Raw genomic sequence first — 17020 nt, 5'->3', positions numbered from 1 at the left:
GGCGCCCCGTCCGCCGCGAACCGACCGGCCAGGCCGTGCAGATACGCGCCCACGCTGCTGGCGTCCGTCCGGCGGACCGTGGTCGCGCGTTCTCCCGCTGTCCGGCCATCATGCGTTCCTGCCGTGCGTCACGCGTCCGTCACGTCCTGCGCCCCGTCCGCCGCGAACCGACCGGCCAGGCCGCGCAGATACGCGCCCCGCGCTGTCGGCGTCCGTCCGGCGGACCGTGGTCGCGCGTTCCCCCACCGCCTGGCCATCGCGTCACGCGTCCGTCACGTCCCTCCAGGCCACCGGCACCGCCTCCGCCACGTCGTGCGCCCCCACCGGCGCCCCGTCCGCCGCGAACCGAGCGGCCAGGCCGTGCAGATACGCGCCCACGCTGCCGGCGTCCAGAGCGCTCAGCCCGGACGCGAGCAGGGACCCCGCGAGACCGGACAGGACGTCCCCGCTGCCTGCTGTGGCCAGCCATGCCGTCCCGGTCGGGTTCACGCGTACGGCCCCGCCGCCGGCGTCGGCGACCAGCGTGGTCGACCCCTTGAGCAGCACGGTCGCGTCATAACGCCCGGCGAGTTCCCGCGCGGAGGCCAGCCGGGCCCCCTCGACCTCCTCACGCGGCACCCCGAGGAGCGCGGCGGCCTCCCCGGCGTGCGGGGTCATGAGGGTGGCCGCGGTACGCGCGCGTACGGCGTCCCGGTCGGCGAGCCGCAGCCCGTCCGCGTCGATGAGCACCGGCACGTCCGACGCCAGCACCTCCGCGACGGCCGACGCGTCGTCACCGGCCCCCGGTCCGACGACCCACGCCTGCACCCGCCCGGCGTGCTTGGGCCCCCGGTCGGAGACGAGCGTCTCGGGGAAGCGGGCGATCACGGCGTCCGCGGCGGGCCCGACGTACCGCACGGCCCCGGCGCCGCCCCGCAGCGCCCCGTACACGGCGAGCACGGCGGCTCCCGGATACCGCGCGGACCCGGCGGCGATCCCGACGACGCCTCGCCGGTACTTGTCGCTCTCACCGCCGGGCACGGGCAACAGCCGCCGTACGTCGGCGTGTTGGAGGGCCTCCAGCTCGGCCTCCTGCGGGAGGGCGAGCCCGATGTCGACGAGCCGCACCGACCCGGCGTACTCCCGCGCGGGATCGATCAGCAGTCCCGGCTTGTGCGTCCCGAACGTGACGGTCAGGTCGGCCCGCACGGCCGCGCCGCGCACCTCCCCGGTGTCGGCGTCGACCCCGCTCGGCAGGTCCACGGCGACCACGGCGGCGCGGGCACGGTCGGCGACCTCGGCCAGCCGGGCGGCGTCGGGCCGCAGCCCGCCCTTTCCGCCGATGCCGACGATCCCGTCGAGGAGGAGGTCGGCCTGCTCGATGAGCCGCTCGGCGCCGTCGGCCCCCACGGCCCGCCCTCCGGCCCGCCGCAGTGCGGACAGCCCCGCGGAGTGGGCGCGTTCGGGTGCGAGCAGCACGGCGGTGACCCCGGCGCCCCGGCGCGCGAGGCGGGCCCCGGCGTACAGGGCGTCGCCGCCGTTGTCCCCGCTGCCGACGAGCAGCACGACCCGGCGGCCGTACACCCGCCCCAGCAGATCCGCGCAGGCGGCGGCGAGCCCGGCGGCCGCCCGTTGCATCAGCGCGCCCTCCGGCAGCCGTGCCATGAGCTCCCGCTCGGCGGCCCTGACGGTCTCCACGTTGTACGCAGTACGCATGGGTCGAGTCTTGCAGGCGCAACCGGCTCAGGGAGCAGCCCTGCCGCTGAGGACCGCCATGCCCGGCAGTGTCAGCCCACCACGCCTGTGGCATAGAGCAGCCCGAGGACGGCCAGGACCGTCCCGATCAGGCGGAAAGCAAGCGCGTTGGACGCTCCGAACCGCCCGTTGGACCGGCCACCGAGCGTGGTCGCCATACGCGGGCCCATGAACGCGATGATCAGCCCGAAGAGAGCGATGAGGACACCCACGACGACGTTCATGTCGGCTCTCCCCACTCAGCGACGACGTTTGGCATACATGATGCCGACGAAGATCGCGGCCGCGATGAACAGGCCGATAGCCAGGTAAGGAGACCACGAGGGGCCGTCCGGCCGGTCGTTGGCGAGGCTGATGAACGCAGGCATGGACGGTCTCCCCGTGGCGTGTCAGAAGGTGTGGTCGGCAGGGCCGGAGTACATGCCGGGTGCCCGGGATCGCAGACGAGTTGGCCCGCCATGCCCCTGAAGGCACTTTGCATACGGGCCGGAATCAGACCCACCTCTTCGTGGGGAAATACCAGGACGAAAGCACCCCGTCGGTCCACGCAGAGGTGAGGAACGATCAGTTCCGGCCGACAGAGGTCCGCAAGGTTGTCCGAAAGCGCATTCTCGGCCAGACCGGGCAGGAAAATGGGGCCCGAGACGATCACTTTCGGCCAGATTCATTCCCGTTCCCTACTGGACACGTAAGCGCTCACCAGGCACCATCACGCACTTGTGGGCATATGCCCGGACCTGAGGGCGTCTCAGACGTCACGGCCGCCCCGTCTCAACCCTGTGCGGAACGCTCCACAAACCGCACACTGAGGGCGTTTCGGCGAGCGCAGCCGCATCCGCGGCCGTCGCCCATCCCGTGGAGGACGTTCCCGCGATGACCGACCCGGACAGACCCGTCGGATCCCTCACCCTGGCTGTCCGCCGGGCCGGACGCCTGCTGTGCTGGAGCCTGGCCACCGCCATGGCCACGGCCGCCGTCGACATCACCGCCTCGCCGCACACCGGCTGGTGGCACACCCTCTGGCCGCTGCCCTGGTACCTCACCTGCGCGTCGGCCGCCGCCTGGGCCGCCCTGCGCGCTCGCGAGAAGTCGACCGGCGGCGGGCGCCGCGACCCCCTGAGCGAACAGGACGTCCGCACGGACTGGGACCAGGCCGCCTGAGAGCCGACGCGGGGCGTCGATGGTCACCCCTCCGCGATCACCACGGCCGATGCGATCCCGGCGTCATGACTGAGCGACACGTGCCACGAACGCACCCCGAGAACGGCGGCCCGCGCGGCGACGGTCCCGGTGACCCGCAGCCGAGGCTGCCCGCTCTCCTCGACGTACACCTCGGCATCGGTCCAGTACAGCCCCGCCGGAGCGCCGAGCGCCTTGGCCAGCGCCTCCTTCGCGGCGAACCGGGCGGCGAGCGAGGCGACCCCCCGCCGCTCCCCGCTGGGCAGCGTCAACTCACTGTCCAGGAACAGCCGCCGGGCCATGCCCGGCGTACGCTCCAGCGACGCCGCGAACCGCTCGATCTCGGCTACGTCGATACCGACCCCGATGATGCTCATCCGCGCACTTTACGATCCGCCCGGCCCTCTGGGCTCGGCTCCCGGCGGGTGATGCACTCGCGGCACCACGCCACGCCCACACATGACGTTCCAGACACGACCTGTGTGCAACACGTGCAGAAATAGTGCAGTTGATGATAGGAAAAACCGCTCGGTCGTTACTTTTGCCCCGCACCTGTGACCGCTCCAGGAGCGAACACTGGAGGAGGTCCTGGTTTGTCCGGGTTTCCCTTGCCTGTACGCCGTGGCCGCCACCGCGACCGACGACACAGACGTCTGTTGGCCTTGGCGGCCGTGGCCGCAGCTGCGCTGATCGGCACGACGGTCGGTCTGCTGATGCCGTCGGCCCAGGCCGACCAGACCACCCAGGGCGTGGACAACCTGCGCACCAACTGGGACCAGGACGAAGCCACTCTCTCCCCGGCGACCGTCCAGTCCTCCGCCTTCGGCCGGCTCTTCGCCACCAAACTGAACGGGCAGATATACGCCCAGCCGCTGGTGCTCGGCGACCAGGTGATCGCCGTCACCGAGAGCAACACCCTGTACGGCCTCGACCGCACCACCGGCGCGATCGAGTGGAGCAAGAACTACGGACCCTCGTGGCCTGCGTCGGCGATCGGCTGCGGTGACCTGGTCCCCGACATCGGCGCGACCGCGACGCCCGTCTACGACCCCGCCACCAACTCCCTCTACTTCACCACCAAGGTCGACGACGGCACCTCCACCCACCGCCACCCCAAGTGGCTGATGCACGCGGTGGACCCGGCCTCCGGGGCCGAGCGCTCCGGGTGGCCGGTCACCATCGCCGGCAGCCCCGTCAACGACCCGAGCGCCACCTTCGACGCCTACTACGAACAGCAGCGCCCCGGCCTGCTGCTGATGAACGGCGTCGTCTACGCGGGCTTCGGCGCCCACTGCGACGCATGGCCGTACCGCGGCTATGTGGTCGGCGTGAGCACCACCGGGCACAGCATCACCTCGATGTGGGCCACGGCTACCGGTGCCGGCATCGGGGGCGCCGGCATCTGGCAGGCAGGCGGCGGACTGGTCTCGGACGGGTCCGGCCGGATCTTCTTCAGCACCGGGAACGGCATCAGCCCGGCGCCCGGCCCGGGCAAGACCGTTCAGGGAACCCTGGCCGAGTCCGTCGTACGCCTCCAGGTCGGCGCCGACAACAGCCTCAGTACGGCCGACTTCTTCAGCCCCAGCAACGCCGCCACCCTGGACCTCAACGACCAGGACATCTCCTCGGGCGCCCCGATGGCCCTGCCGGACGGCTTCGGCACCGCCGAGCACCCGCATCTGCTGGTCCAGCAGGGCAAGGACGGGCGGGTGTTCCTGCTCGACCGCGACAACCTCGGCGGCATGGGCCAGGGCCCCCAGGGCGGCGACGCCGCGGTGAGCGTGTCCGGCCCGTACCAGGGCATGTGGGGTCACCCCGCGTTCTGGGGCGGCGACGGCGGCTACGTCTACGTCGTCGGCAACCAGGGTCCGCTGCGCGCCCTCAAGTACGGCGTGCGCAACGGCGGTACGCCCACGCTCACCCTCACCGGCCAGAGCCAGGACACCTTCGGCTACACCAGCGGCTCACCCCTGGTCACCTCCGACGGCACGGACGAGTCCAGCGCCCTGGTGTGGATGACCTCGGCGAGCAACGCCTCGGGGGCCGACGGCACCCTGCGCGCCTACAGCCCCACCCCCGACGGCAACGGCCGCCTCCAGCTGCTGTGGTCGGCACCGATCGGCACCGCGACGAAGTTCAGCACACCGACCGCCGAGAGCGGCAAGGTGTACGTCGGCACCCGGGACGGTGTGCTCTACGGCTTCGGCAGCCCCGCCAGAACCGCCCTGACCGCGGCCTCGCTGGACTTCGGCCAGGTCGGCGTGGGCGGCAGCGGTTCGGCCGACATGAAGCTGACCGCCACGCAGGACGTCAGCATCACCGGACTCAAGGCCTCCGGGGCGTTCTCGGTCGACCCGTCCGTCGTACCCACCCCCGATCAGCCCACCCCGCTGGCGGCGGACGCCACCCTCGACGTTCCGATCAGCTTCGCCCCCACCACCACCGGCGGCGTCAACGGCACACTGACCGCGAACCTGTCGGACGGCCAGAAGCTGGTCTTCGCCCTCCACGGCATCGGCACCAAGCCGGGCTTCGGGGCGGCGCCCGCCGCCCTGGACTTCGGCGCGGTGCCCACCGGCAGCACCTCGACGCTGAACCTCCAGGTCACCAACACCGGTACCGCGCCGGAGACCATCACCTCCGTCGACGCGCCCGGCGGCGCCTTCTCCGCCTCGGGTCTGCCGAGCACGGGGACGGTCGTACCGGCCGGTGGCTCGTTCGTGCTCTCGGTCACCTACACGCCGGCCGGCGCCCAGGTCGACAGCGACGCGCTCGTGGTCAGCAGCAGCGGCGGAGGCGCCGCCCACACCCTGAGCGTGCCGGTCAGCGCGACGGCCATCACCGGGCAGGGGCACCTGGAGTTCTCCGCGAGCTCGCTGGACTTCGGCCAGGTCCCCATCGGCAGCTCGAAGTCGCTGTCGTTCACCCTCACCAACACCGGCAACATCCCGGTGACGGTGACCAAGGCCAAGGCGCCGACCGGTGACTTCAACAGCCCGGTTCAGCTGTCGGAGGGCCTCGTCATCGGTCCCGAGCAGACCGCGGTGCAGAGCGTGACGTTCACTCCGCGTTCGGCCGCGGACCTGAGCGCCTCCTACGAGGTCACCGGCACCGGGACCGACACCAACGGCAACGCACAGGGCGCCATGTACGTACAGGTCAAGGGCACCGGTACCGGCACGGCCACGAGCACGTCGACCGCCGACGGACTGTGGCAGACCAACGGCTCGGCGGTGCAGGCCGACGGCGGCGGCGTCCAGCTGACCCCGGCCACCAGCAACCAGGCGGGTTCGGCGGTCTACACCAAGCCGTTGCGCACGGACGGTCTGCGGGCCACCTTCACCACCAAGTTGGGCCCCGGCACCGGCGGGAAGGGAATGACGCTCGCTCTCCTCGACCCGGCCCAGAACTCCGCCTCGGCGTTGGGCGGGTCCGGTGACAGCCTGGGCATCGCGGGGCGGCCCGGCACGGTGATAGCGCTCGGCACCGGCTGGAACCAGACGCTGAAGGCACAGAACTTCGTGGGGGTCGGCCGCAGTTCGGCCGGCTCGTCGACGATCAACTACCAGTCGGTGGTCCCGCTCACCACCTCCCTGCGCCAGGGCACGCACCAGGTCGACGTCCAGGTGGCCACCGGCCATGTGTACGTCTGGGTCGACGGGACCCAGGTGGTGGACGCGACACCGACGCTGACCTCCACCGCGCTGCTCGCCTTCTCCGGTGCCAACGCCGACAGCTCCGACGTGCAGACGGTGAGCGGCCCGGTCATCGCCCAGGGGCCGCCGGCGGCCACCTCGCTCCACCTCACCGCCCCGAGCACGGGCGTCCCGGGCCGGGCGCTGACCGTCACCGGCACCCTGACCTCGTCCGCGGCGCTTCCAGCGGGCCAGGTCGCGCACATCACGCGGAACGGGACGGCGCTGCCCGACGTGACCACGCAGGCGGACGGCTCCTTCACCTTCACCGACACCCCGCCGGCGGAGGGCACCTGCACCTACGCCGCGAGTTACGCGGGGGACGTGACACACGGGGCGGCGAGCACGACGAGCCTCGTCCAGGTGTCCAGGCTGACCACCTCGGTCGGTCTGACGGCCCCGGCCACGGCCACCCGCGCACAGAAGCTGACCGTGTCCGGCACGCTCTCGGGTTCGCCCTTCGCCGCCGGCGGGGTCGTCAAGGTGACGAAGACCGACCTCGGCCACACCTCCGGCACCGCCCTCGCCGACGCGCAGGTCGCCGCGGACGGTTCGTTCACCTTCTCGGACACCCCGCAGATCGGCGGCGCCAACACCTACAAGGTGGCCTACGGCGGCGACGTCTCGCACAAGCCGGGCAGCACCAGCGCCACCATCCAGGTCTCCCGGACCGCTACGTCCCTCACCATCGCCACCAACCACACGACGTACGCGTACGGTCAGACCGCGAAGGTCACCGCTCACCTCGGTACGACGTACAACAAGCGCACGGTGGCGATCTACGCCCAGCCGTTCGGCGGCACGTCGGTCCTGGTGAAGTCGGGCACGGTGGACAGCAACGGCAACCTGGTCGGGTCCTACAAACTCACCCGCAACACCACCATCAGCGCGGTGTTCGCCGGCGACTACCGGTACGCCCCGAAAACCGTCGCCCGAACCGCGCAGACCCAGGTACGGGTCTCGGAGACGTTGTCCGGCTATTACACGAACACGCAGTACGGCAGCACTCCCTACCGGGTGTACCACCACACCGCCAAGGAGCAACTGGACGTCACCGTCACCCCCAACAAGGCCGGCCAGTGCCTCCTCTTCCGCGTGCAGCGCTACTACAGCGGCGCCTGGCACACGCAGACCACCACTCCCTGCGCGGCCCTGAGTTCCACCAGCACCGGCCGCCATAAGATGTCGCTGACCAGCTCCGTGGGCAGCAGGTTCCGCATCGCCGCGGAGTACGTCCACAGCAGCAGGGACAACACCAACCTCAGCACCTGGGGCGCCTGGCAGTACTTCACCGTCAGGCAATGAGACCGCTCACCGTGGAGTTCAAGTTGCCTGGCACAGCCACCCGATACCTCTATCTCGTCCGGCACGGCGAGGCGTTGCCCGACGAGAGCGGGCTGACCCTGGCCGGCCGCCAGCAGGCCACCCTGCTCGGCCGGCGCCTCCAGGACGTCCCCTTCACGGCCGTGCACCACGGTCCACTGCCACGAGCGGCACAGACCGCCCGCCTGATCCACGACCAGCTCAAGGACGTCCCCCTGCTCGTGTCGGAAGTCGCGGGCGACTACGTGCCCCACTTCCCCCGGCGAGACGAACTCCCCGCCGAATCCGCCGACTTGTACCTCCGCTTCCTCGCCGACACCACCGACGAGGAGCGGAAGCAGGGCGCCGCGCTGGCCCGCCAGGCACTCGACCTGTTCACCGGACCGGTGGACGGCGAGGAGGACCGGCACGAGCTGGTCGTCACCCACAACTTCCTCGTCGCCTGGCTCGTCCGGCACGCCATGTACGCACCCGAGTGGCGCTGGCTCGGCCTCAACCACGCCAACGCGGCGCTCACGGTCATCCGTTACGCGCCCGGCCGAGCGGCCTCCGTCCTCGTCTCCAACGACATGCGGCACCTGCCCACCGAACTGCGCTGGACGGGCTTCCCTCCCGAGGAGCACATCTGAACGCACCCTCAGGCCGCGGCCAGCTCACACCACACCAACTTCCCCCGATTGCCATGCCTGGCCAACGGCTGCCACCCCCAGAGATCCGCACAGGCCGCGACCAGGGCCAGCCCCCGCCCGTTTTCCTCCAGCAGATCGAACTCCCCTGGCGGCTCTGGAGGTTGGGGATCGGCGTCCCACGCCCCGATCCGCAACACCCCCGCCGCCCACCGCACCCGCAGCGCGCCGGGCCCCTTGGTGTGCCGTACGGCGTTCGACACCAACTCCGCCGCGAGGAGCTCCGCGGTGTCGGTCAGGCGGATCAGGCCGTGCATCGTGAGGATGAGGCGGAGGGTGCGGCGGGCGACGGTGACGGCTCGGAGGTCGTTCGGGATGTAGAGGGTGTACTCCCAGGGTTGACTTTCGGACATGCGTCAACTCCGTTTCGGTGGTGGGTGGTTGGGCGCGGTGGCAGTGCCGCGGCCGTCACGGCAGGACGGAGCGGTGCGCTTCCGCAGCGTGTGCGTTGCGTCACCGACGGTAGGGCTAACATGTGGACCGGAGCAAGCGGATCACGTGAGCCGCCCCCGAACGAGGAGCAACCCATGGTCCTGAGGCGCGAACCCACCGCACGCCAGGTGCGGCTGGGGACCGAACTGCGCAGACTCCGCGAGGCGGCAGGACTCACCGCTATCGAGGCCGCAGCACTACTCGGGGCGAACCGCGCCCAGATGAGCCACATCGAATCCGGGCTCGCAGGCGTGAGCGAGGATCGTCTACGTCGCCTCGCGAGCCACTACGCCTGTACGGACAAGGAGTTCATCGAAGCGTTGGTCGCGATGGCGACCGACCGGACCCGTGGCTGGTGGGAGAAGTATCGAGGCCTGTTGCCCACGTCTTTCCTGGACCTGTCCGAGCTGGAGCACCATGCCCGGTTCCAGCACCACGTTGCCGTCCTGTACGTGCCGGGCCTGCTGCAGACGGAGGACTACGCCCGTGCCGTCTTCTCGGACAGGCTGCCCGAACTCACCTATGACGAGATCGAGGTGCGCATCCAGCACCGAAAGGCACGCCAGCAGATCACCATCCCGTACAGAGCGGTGATCCATGAGGCCGCGCTTCGGATCAGAGTCAGCGACCGCACCGCCTCGAAGGCCCAACTCGCCCGGCTCCTTGAGCTGTCCGAGGCGGACCACATCACCTTGCGCGCCATCCCCTTCGACCTGGACGGCTTCGCCAGAGCCTCAAGCACCATGACGTACGTGGGCGGCCCTTTGCCCAAGCTGGACACGGTGGTACGGGACACGCCCCATGGCTCAATCTTTGTCGACGCCGAGGCTCAGCTCCGCACTTATCGAACGCGCTTCCATAAGGTGGAGGCCGTATCACTCGAACCGGACCATACCCGTGACTTCATCCACCGGCTGGCAGAGGAGTTGTGAGGGACCCCATGGACAACTGGCGGAAGTCGTCCCACTCCGGCGGCGGCGACGGTAACGAATGCGTCGAGATAGCCAACTCCCCCACCCATGTATCCATCCGTGACTCCAAGGCCCCTGCCAGGGCCACCCTCACCCTCCCCACCCTCACCTTCACCACCTTCCTCAACGCCCTCAAGCGCACCTCAGAAACCCAGTAACCCCGCGTAACCCCTCCTGCTAGCCTGCGCAGCACCGCGTATCGACCAGGCCAGGGGGACCGTCGTATGGGCGAAAGCGAAAGTACTGCCGGCGGGGCCAGACCACTGGTGACCGACCCGTTCGACGCCGTGCCCGAACTCGCCCCGCTCCGCACCGCCGCGTGGGACGGGGACTGGGCGGCCACGCAGGCATTCTTCGAGAAGATCACCTCCCCCGCCGACGTCTCCTTCGCGGCAGCGCTCCTCGCCGGTGTCGACCGGACCGAGTGGTACCTGGAGAAGGCGGCGAAAGCACAACCCGCCGACCCCCTCCCCCGCACCCTCCTCGCCGAGCGGTACATCCACCTCGGCTGGCGTGCCCGCGGCCGGGGTCTCGGCAAGGATGTCTCGTGGGACCAGGCCGAGTTGTTCCACGACTGGCTGCGCAAGGCGGAGTTGCTGCTGATCGAGGTGTGCGCGGAGCAGCCGGCGTACGTCCCGGCGTGGACCGCCCGGCTGGCGACGGCCCGCGGGCTGGTGCTGGGGCAGTCCGAGGCCCGGCGGCGCTACGACCGGCTGGCGGAGCAGCACCCGCACCACGTTCGCGCGCAGTCGCACCTGCTGCAGCAGCTGTGCCCCAAGTGGGGCGGTTCGTGGGAGGCCGCGCACGGCTTCGCCCAGGAGTGCGCGAGCGCCGCGCCCGAGGGGTCGCACTCCGCCGTCCTGGTCGCCGAGGCCCACATCGAGCACTGCGCCGAGCTGGCCGGTGCCCAGGCCAGGGAGTACTTGCGGAACGTGTCCGTCCGCGACGAACTGCGCCGCGCCGCCCACGCCTCCGTCCTGCACCCCGACCACCACCGCGACTGGCACTGGACCGACAGCCACAGCACCTTCGCCCTGGCCTTCTCCCTCGGCGGCCATCTCGGCGACGCCGCCCGGCACTTCGCCGCCCTGGGCGACACGGTGTCCGAGTCCTTCTGGCGGAACGTGCCCGACTGGAAGACCCGGTTCACGGAGTACCGCACCGCCGCGTCGGCGACGCTCTGAGGAAGACGACACCCGACATGACCACGCACGAGCACCCGACCGCCCCGGAACTCGACGCCCGCCCGGAACTCGACGCCCTCGACGGCCTCGTCCGCCACACCACCGTCCACGGCGTCCCCACCCTCTTCGCCCCGCGCCCCGGCGAGATCACCGCCGGTCTCGCCTTCCGCGTGGGCCACGCCGACGAGACCCTGCCCACCTCCGGAATCACCCATCTCGTCGAACACCTCGCCCTGTACCACCTGGGCCTGTCCGACCTGCACTACAACGGCGCCACCGCCGACACCTACACCCTCTTCCACGTCACGGGCGACGAGGACGAGGTCGTCACGTACCTCAACAGCGTCTGCGCGGCCCTGCGCGATCTCCCGATGGAGCGACTGGAGACGGAGAAGGAGATACTGCGCACGGAGGCGGGCAGCCGCGGGAAAGGCCCCCTCTCCCAGATGCCGCTGTGGCGTTACGGCGCCCAGGGCTACGGCCTGTCCAGCTACGACGAACTCGGCACCCGGAGCCTGACGGCCGACCAGGTGCGCCACTGGGCCGAGACCCGCTTCACCCGGGACAACGCCGTGCTGTTCCTCACCGCGGACCGCGTTCCGGCCGGCCTGGACCTCACCCTGCCCGCTGGCCGCCGCTTCCCCACACCCGCCCCGTCCAGCGCGCTCCCCGTCACGCCCGCCTGTCTCCGCGGCGAGGACGGTCACCTCGTCTTCACCTCCGTCGTGCGCCGCTCCACCGCGGCCGCCGTGTTCGCCGAGGTGCTGGGCCGCGCACTGTTCCAGGACCTGCGCCAGAAGGGCGGCTACTCCTACTCGGCGGAGGCCGACTACTCCTCGCGCGACGCCGAGTTCGCCACCCTCACCGCGTACGCCGACGCGCTGCCGCAGAAGCAGGACGCGGCGGTCGGCGGGTTCGTCGACGCCTTCGCCCGGCTGCGCGCGGGCCGGATCGAGCAGGCCGAACTGGACTCCGCGCGCGGCAAGTTGCTCAAGCGCTACGACGTCCCCGACCTCGGCGCGACCCTGCTTCCGTCGTACGCGCTCAGTCTGTTGACCGGGCACCGGATACAGAGCCCCGAGCAGCTCAGGGAAGACCTGGAGGCGGTCGACGTGGAAGATCTGCGCGCGGTCGCCCGCGAGGCGTGGGACGGCGGCCTGCTCCAGGTACCGGCCCGGGACGCCGGCTGGGCGGGCCTCACCCACGCCCCGCGCTTCTCGGCGTCCGGTGTCTCCGGCACCCTGCACCCGTCCCTGGAGGACGACGACGTCACCCTGATCATCGGGGAGGCGGGCGTGACGCTGTCGACGCCGGGCGGCCTGGTCACCGTGCGGTACGACGCCTGCGCCGCGATGACCACCCGCCCCGACGGGGCCCGGAGCCTGACCGGCCTCGACGGCTTCGGTGTGGCCGTGGAGCCGACCCTGTTCGGCGACGTCACGGCCGAGCGGATCGCCGTACTGGACAGGGCCGTTCCCGCGGCAGCGATCGTTCCCCTCCCGGCCCGCCCGGCTGAGGTGATCCCCCAGCCGCGCGAACGGACGGCCCCGGCCCCGACCGACGGACGGAAGGAGCCCGAAGGCCGGGAGCCGGTCGGACGCGTGACGGGCCACTTCCTCCTCGTGACCGCGCTGGCCACGCTGTGGCCCGTCCTCCTCGTCGCCCTTGTCGTCAACGGGATCAAGGACTCGTCCCCGATGGGACTCGCCGCGATCGCCGGGTTCGCGCTGGAGTTCCTGCTGATCCGCGCGGCGCGCAACCTGTACCGGACCGGGCAGCCGACTACTCCACAGTGACCGACTTCGCCAGGTTCCGGGGCTGGTCCACCTCGTTCCCGCGAGCCGTCGCCAGCTCACACGCGAACACCTGCAACGGCACGGTCGCCACCAGCGGCTGAAGCAGCGTCGGCGTGGCCGGGATCCGGATCAGGTGGTCGGCGTACGGCGCCACCGCCTCGTCCCCCTCCTCCGCGATCACGATGGTCCGCGCGCCCCGGGCCCGGATCTCCTGGATGTTGGACACGATCTTGTCGTGGATCACCGACCGCCCCCGGGGCGACGGTACGACCACCACGACCGGCAGGTCCTCCTCGATCAGCGCGATGGGCCCGTGCTTCAGCTCGCCCGCCGCGAAGCCCTCGGCGTGCATGTAGGCGAGTTCCTTCAGCTTCAGCGCGCCTTCGAGGGCGACCGGGTAGCCGACGTGACGGCCGAGGAACAGCACGGTGTCCTTGTCCGCCAGCGACCGCGCCAGCGCCCGTACCGGCTCCATGGTCTCGAGGACGCGCTCGACCTCGCCGGAGATGTGCGACAGGTCCCGGATCACGGCGGTGATCTCGTCGCCCCACTTGGTCCCGCGCACCTGCCCCAGGTACAGCGCCACCAGGTAGCACGCCACGAGCTGCGTGAGGAACGCCTTCGTCGACGCGACGGCCACCTCGGGCCCCGCGTGCGTGTACAGCACCGCGTCGGACTCCCGCGGGATCGTCGACCCGTTGGTGTTGCAGATCGCCAGCACCCTGGAACCCTGCTCGCGGGCGTGCCGCAGCGCCATGAGCGTGTCCATGGTCTCCCCGGACTGGGAGATGGCGATCACGAGGGACCGGGGGCCCAGGATCGGGTCCCGGTAGCGGAACTCGCTCGCCAGCTCCACCTCGCAGGGGATACGGGTCCAGTGCTCGATGGCGTACTTGGCGATCATCCCCGCGTGGAAGGCCGTACCGCAGGCCACGATGACGACCTTGTCGATCTCCCGCAGTTCGGCGTCGGAGATCCGGACCTCGTCCAGCGTCAGGGAGCCGGCCGCGTCGATACGGCCGAGCAGTGTGTCGGCGACCGCCTTCGGCTGCTCGGCGATCTCCTTGAGCATGAAGTAGTCGTAGCCGCCCTTCTCGGCGGCGGAGGCGTCCCAGTCGACATGGAACGAGCGGACGTCGGCCGGGCGCCCGTCGAAGCCGGTGACGGTCACCCCGTCCCTGCGCAGCTCCACGACCTGGTCCTGACCGAGCTCGATCGCGGAGCGGGTGTGGGCGATGAAGGCCGCCACGTCCGAGGCCAGGAACGCCTCCCCCTCCCCCACGCCCACCACCAGCGGCGAGTTCCGGCGGGCGCCCACGACGACGTCCGGCTCGTCCGCGTGGACGGCCACCAGCGTGAACGCCCCCTCCAGCCGCCGGCACACCAGCCGCATGGCCTCCGCGAGGTCGGCGGTCGCGGAGAACTCCTCGGCGAGCAGATGCGCGACGACCTCGGTGTCGGTCTCGGACGCCAGCTCGTGGCCCCGCTCCTCCAACTCGGCCCGCAGCGCGGCGAAGTTCTCGATGATCCCGTTGTGGACGACCGAGACCCGGCCCGCGTTGTCCAGATGAGGGTGCGCGTTGACGTCCGTCGGCCCACCGTGCGTGGCCCACCGCGTGTGCCCGATGCCGGTGAGCCCCGTCGGCAACGGCCGGTGCACCAGCTCCTTCTCCAGATTGACCAGCTTCCCGGCCTTCTTCGCCGCCGCCAGCCCGCCGTCCGCCAGCACGGCGACGCCCGCCGAGTCGTACCCCCGGTACTCCAGCCGCTTCAGCCCGGCCATCACGACATCAAGCGCCGACTGCGACCCCACGTAACCCACGATTCCGCACATGCGCGGCAGCCTAGGGGGCGAGCGGCACCAGAACACGGCTCTTCGTGCCCGATTCCGGATATTGCGGCAGGGGCGGTATCGGGCCGACTTTGCCCTCGTCACCCCCACGGTCTCACCGCCCCGCGTGACGCACCCCACCCCCCACCCCGTTCAAACTCCGTTAACAATGGACTGTGATCTCTCCGGTCTCCCCGATGCCCCGGAGCGCCCACCGGCACAAGCCGGAGGCGACTCCTTACGTCGATCTCACCCGCTCAGAGTGGAGTGCGCTGCGCGAGAAGACGCCCCTCCCGCTGAACGCCGAAGAGGTCGAGAAGCTGCGCGGCCTCGGTGACGTCATCGACCTCGACGAGGTGCGGGACATCTACCTCCCGCTGTCCCGGCTCCTGAACCTCTACGTCGGCGCCACGGACGGCCTCAGAGGCGCCCTGAACACCTTCCTGGGCGAACAGGGCTCCCAGTCCGGCACCCCGTTCGTCATAGGGGTCGCGGGATCGGTCGCCGTGGGGAAGTCGACCGTCGCCCGTCTCCTCCAGGCCCTCCTCTCCCGCTGGCCCGAGCACCCGCGCGTCGAGCTGGTCACCACCGACGGCTTCCTGCTGCCCACCCGGGAACTGGAGGCCCGCGGGCTCATGTCGCGCAAGGGCTTCCCGGAGTCGTACGACCGTCGCGCGCTGACCCGTTTCGTCGCCGACATCAAGGCGGGCAAGGGCGAGGTCACCGCCCCCGTCTACTCCCACCTGATCTACGACATCGTCCCGGACCAGCGGCTCACCGTGCGCCGCCCCGACATCCTGATCGTCGAGGGCCTCAACGTCCTGCAGCCCGCCCTGCCCGGCACGGACGGCCGCACCCGCGTCGGTCTCGCCGACTACTTCGACTTCAGCGTGTACGTCGACGCGAGCGCCGAGGACATCGAGCGCTGGTACCTCAGCCGGTTCAAGAAGCTCCGGCAGACCGCCTTCCAGAACCCGGACTCGTACTTCAGGAAGTACACGCAGGTCTCGGAGGAGGAGGCCGTCGACTACGCCCGCACCCTCTGGCGCACCATCAACAAGCCCAACCTGGTGGAGAACATCGCCCCCACCCGCGGCCGCGCCACCCTCGTCATCCGCAAGGGCCAGGACCACAAGGTGCGCAAGCTCAGCCTCCGTAAGCTCTAGCAACCGCCGCCTGTTAAAAAGGCGTCATGCTGCATCTGCGCCTGATCACCCCGGCCGAGAAGACCGACGACGTGGTCCGACTGATCGAGAGGACGGTCGGCACCACCCACCTCGTCGTGCTGCCGGGCACCGCCCGCAATCCGGAGGGCGACGTCGTGATGTGTGACGTGGCGCGCGAGGCGGGGGACGAACTCCTCACCGAACTCCAGAGGTTGGGCCTCGACAACACCGGCTCCATCGCGGTCGAGAACATCGACCTGTCCCTGTCGAAACGCGCCGACAAGGCCGAGGCGGAGGCTCCCGGCGAAGGGGCGGACGCGGTCCTGTGGGAGCACCTGACGGAAGCCACGCACGAGGAGTCGACGCTCTCGGCCACCTACCTCGCCTTCATCACCCTGGCCACGATGATCGCGGCCTGCGGTGTGGTGCTCGACAACGCGGTCCTCATCGTGGGCGCGATGGCCGTGGGTCCGGAGTTCGGCCCGCTCGCCGGCATCTCCACCTCGATAGTGCAGCGCGCCCCCCGCCTGGCCCTGCGCTCACTGATCGCGCTCCTGGTGGGCTTCGCCGTGGCCATGGTGGTGACCGTGGGCTTCAGCCTCTTCATGGACGCGCTGGACCTGTTCAGCAAGGACCAGCTGGAGGCCGACCGCCCCCAGACCGGCTTCGTCTACGCCCCCGACGCCTTCTCCTTCATCGTCGCCGTCCTGGCCGGCGCCGCCGGCACCCTCTCCCTGACCTCGGCGAAGTCCGGTGCCCTGGTGGGTGTGGCCATCTCGGTCACCACGGTCCCCGCGGCCGCCAACGCGGCGGTGGCCCTCAGCTACGGCGACACCGAACAGACCTGGGGCTCGACGGAACAACTCCTCCTGAACCTCCTGGGCATCATCCTGGCGGGAACGGTGACCCTGCTGCTCCAGAAGTGGGCCTGGCGGAAACGCACCTGACGCACAGGCCCCACCCGGTACCCAGAAATCAGCCCAGCGCCGACTTCACCGCGTCAGCCGGCCGGCCGCAACCGAC

The 17020-nt window shown here is 70.7% G+C and carries 15 protein-coding genes; 9 read left to right on the top strand and 6 right to left on the bottom strand.

Features of this window, described 5'->3' with window-relative positions; genetic code table 11:
• Positions 1–261: 261 nt before the first annotated feature.
• The 3 genes from ABZT06_RS18905 to ABZT06_RS18895 form a co-directional block, all read right to left on the bottom strand.
• On the bottom strand, positions 262–1695 hold the full coding sequence (locus ABZT06_RS18905; protein WP_355741594.1) for an NAD(P)H-hydrate dehydratase: 1434 nt from the start codon (positions 1693–1695) through the stop codon (positions 262–264).
• A 71-nt stretch (positions 1696–1766) separates the two neighbouring features.
• On the bottom strand, positions 1767–1958 hold the full coding sequence (locus tag ABZT06_RS18900) for a hypothetical protein (protein WP_355741592.1): 192 nt from the start codon (positions 1956–1958) through the stop codon (positions 1767–1769).
• 15 nt (positions 1959–1973) lie between these two features.
• Entirely contained in the window at positions 1974–2102 is a 129-nt protein-coding gene (locus ABZT06_RS18895) for a hypothetical protein (RefSeq protein ID WP_355741590.1), read from the bottom strand.
• A gap of 505 nt (positions 2103–2607) precedes the next feature.
• Between ABZT06_RS18895 and ABZT06_RS18890 the strand changes: the two genes are divergently transcribed.
• A complete protein-coding gene (locus tag ABZT06_RS18890; RefSeq protein WP_355741588.1) occupies positions 2608–2895 on the top strand; it encodes a hypothetical protein in 288 nt (95 codons plus the stop codon).
• Between the two features lie 23 nt (positions 2896–2918).
• Here the strand turns inward: ABZT06_RS18890 and ABZT06_RS18885 are convergent, their stop codons facing one another.
• The gene (locus ABZT06_RS18885; RefSeq protein WP_355741586.1) at positions 2919–3290 is read right to left on the bottom strand and encodes a holo-ACP synthase; all 372 of its coding nucleotides are present in this window, start codon (positions 3288–3290) and stop codon (positions 2919–2921) included.
• 294 nt (positions 3291–3584) lie between these two features.
• Between ABZT06_RS18885 and ABZT06_RS18880 the strand changes: the two genes are divergently transcribed.
• Positions 3585–7913: a choice-of-anchor D domain-containing protein gene (locus ABZT06_RS18880; protein ID WP_355741584.1), complete on the top strand. Its 4329-nt coding sequence runs from the start codon at positions 3585–3587 to the stop codon at positions 7911–7913.
• Between the two features lie 23 nt (positions 7914–7936).
• Positions 7937–8560, top strand: a complete 624-nt coding sequence (locus tag ABZT06_RS18875) for a histidine phosphatase family protein (RefSeq protein ID WP_355742216.1) — start codon at positions 7937–7939, stop codon at positions 8558–8560.
• An 8-nt stretch (positions 8561–8568) separates the two neighbouring features.
• On the opposite strand, the gene ABZT06_RS18870 is transcribed toward ABZT06_RS18875, so the two are convergent.
• Complete coding sequence (locus tag ABZT06_RS18870) at positions 8569–8970, bottom strand: ATP-binding protein (RefSeq protein ID WP_355741582.1); 402 nt, start codon at positions 8968–8970, stop codon at positions 8569–8571.
• Between the two features lie 174 nt (positions 8971–9144).
• Between ABZT06_RS18870 and ABZT06_RS18865 the strand changes: the two genes are divergently transcribed.
• The 4 genes from ABZT06_RS18865 (at position 9145) to ABZT06_RS18850 (ending at position 13000) form a co-directional block, all read left to right on the top strand.
• The gene (locus ABZT06_RS18865) at positions 9145–9981 is read left to right on the top strand and encodes a helix-turn-helix transcriptional regulator (RefSeq protein WP_355741580.1); all 837 of its coding nucleotides are present in this window, start codon (positions 9145–9147) and stop codon (positions 9979–9981) included.
• 8 nt (positions 9982–9989) lie between these two features.
• Entirely contained in the window at positions 9990–10178 is a 189-nt protein-coding gene (locus ABZT06_RS18860; RefSeq protein WP_355741578.1) for a DUF397 domain-containing protein, read from the top strand.
• Positions 10179–10244: 66 nt separating this feature from the next.
• A complete protein-coding gene (locus ABZT06_RS18855) occupies positions 10245–11204 on the top strand; it encodes a hypothetical protein (RefSeq protein WP_355741576.1) in 960 nt (319 codons plus the stop codon).
• A gap of 17 nt (positions 11205–11221) precedes the next feature.
• On the top strand, positions 11222–13000 hold the full coding sequence (locus ABZT06_RS18850) for an insulinase family protein (protein WP_355741575.1): 1779 nt from the start codon (positions 11222–11224) through the stop codon (positions 12998–13000).
• Here the strand turns inward: ABZT06_RS18850 and glmS are convergent.
• The gene (gene glmS / locus ABZT06_RS18845; RefSeq protein WP_355741573.1) at positions 12987–14834 is read right to left on the bottom strand and encodes a glutamine--fructose-6-phosphate transaminase (isomerizing); all 1848 of its coding nucleotides are present in this window, start codon (positions 14832–14834) and stop codon (positions 12987–12989) included. The two genes, ABZT06_RS18850 and glmS, sit on opposite strands and share 14 nt — an antisense overlap.
• A 194-nt stretch (positions 14835–15028) precedes the next feature.
• Here glmS and coaA point away from each other — a divergent pair, with 194 nt between their 5' ends.
• Positions 15029–15997, top strand: coding sequence for a type I pantothenate kinase (gene coaA / locus ABZT06_RS18840; protein WP_355741571.1), 969 nt, complete (start codon positions 15029–15031; stop codon positions 15995–15997).
• A gap of 26 nt (positions 15998–16023) precedes the next feature.
• A complete protein-coding gene (locus ABZT06_RS18835) occupies positions 16024–16944 on the top strand; it encodes a DUF389 domain-containing protein (RefSeq protein WP_355741569.1) in 921 nt (306 codons plus the stop codon).
• Positions 16945–17020 lie beyond the last annotated feature (76 nt).

Origin of the sequence: Streptomyces sp. NPDC005483 (assembly GCF_040606035.1) — a bacterium.
Taxonomy (GTDB): domain Bacteria; phylum Actinomycetota; class Actinomycetes; order Streptomycetales; family Streptomycetaceae; genus Streptomyces.
The sequence above is the reverse complement of the archived record's forward strand: the minus strand, read 5'-3'. Positions and strand labels throughout refer to the sequence as shown.

Coding starts and splice junctions, on each gene's coding strand:
- ABZT06_RS18860 (WP_355741578.1), top strand. CDS start 9,990: ATGGACAACTGGCGGAAGTCGTCCCACTCCGGCGGCGGCGACGGTAAC.
- ABZT06_RS18900 (WP_355741592.1), bottom strand. CDS start 1,958: ATGAACGTCGTCGTGGGTGTCCTCATCGCTCTCTTCGGGCTGATCATC.
- coaA (WP_355741571.1), top strand. CDS start 15,029: ATGCCCCGGAGCGCCCACCGGCACAAGCCGGAGGCGACTCCTTACGTC.
- glmS (WP_355741573.1), bottom strand. CDS start 14,834: ATGTGCGGAATCGTGGGTTACGTGGGGTCGCAGTCGGCGCTTGATGTC.
- ABZT06_RS18905 (WP_355741594.1), bottom strand. CDS start 1,695: ATGCGTACTGCGTACAACGTGGAGACCGTCAGGGCCGCCGAGCGGGAG.
- ABZT06_RS18890 (WP_355741588.1), top strand. CDS start 2,608: ATGACCGACCCGGACAGACCCGTCGGATCCCTCACCCTGGCTGTCCGC.
- ABZT06_RS18855 (WP_355741576.1), top strand. CDS start 10,245: ATGGGCGAAAGCGAAAGTACTGCCGGCGGGGCCAGACCACTGGTGACC.
- ABZT06_RS18865 (WP_355741580.1), top strand. CDS start 9,145: ATGGTCCTGAGGCGCGAACCCACCGCACGCCAGGTGCGGCTGGGGACC.
- ABZT06_RS18850 (WP_355741575.1), top strand. CDS start 11,222: ATGACCACGCACGAGCACCCGACCGCCCCGGAACTCGACGCCCGCCCG.
- ABZT06_RS18835 (WP_355741569.1), top strand. CDS start 16,024: ATGCTGCATCTGCGCCTGATCACCCCGGCCGAGAAGACCGACGACGTG.
- ABZT06_RS18870 (WP_355741582.1), bottom strand. CDS start 8,970: ATGTCCGAAAGTCAACCCTGGGAGTACACCCTCTACATCCCGAACGAC.
- ABZT06_RS18885 (WP_355741586.1), bottom strand. CDS start 3,290: ATGAGCATCATCGGGGTCGGTATCGACGTAGCCGAGATCGAGCGGTTC.
- ABZT06_RS18895 (WP_355741590.1), bottom strand. CDS start 2,102: ATGCCTGCGTTCATCAGCCTCGCCAACGACCGGCCGGACGGCCCCTCG.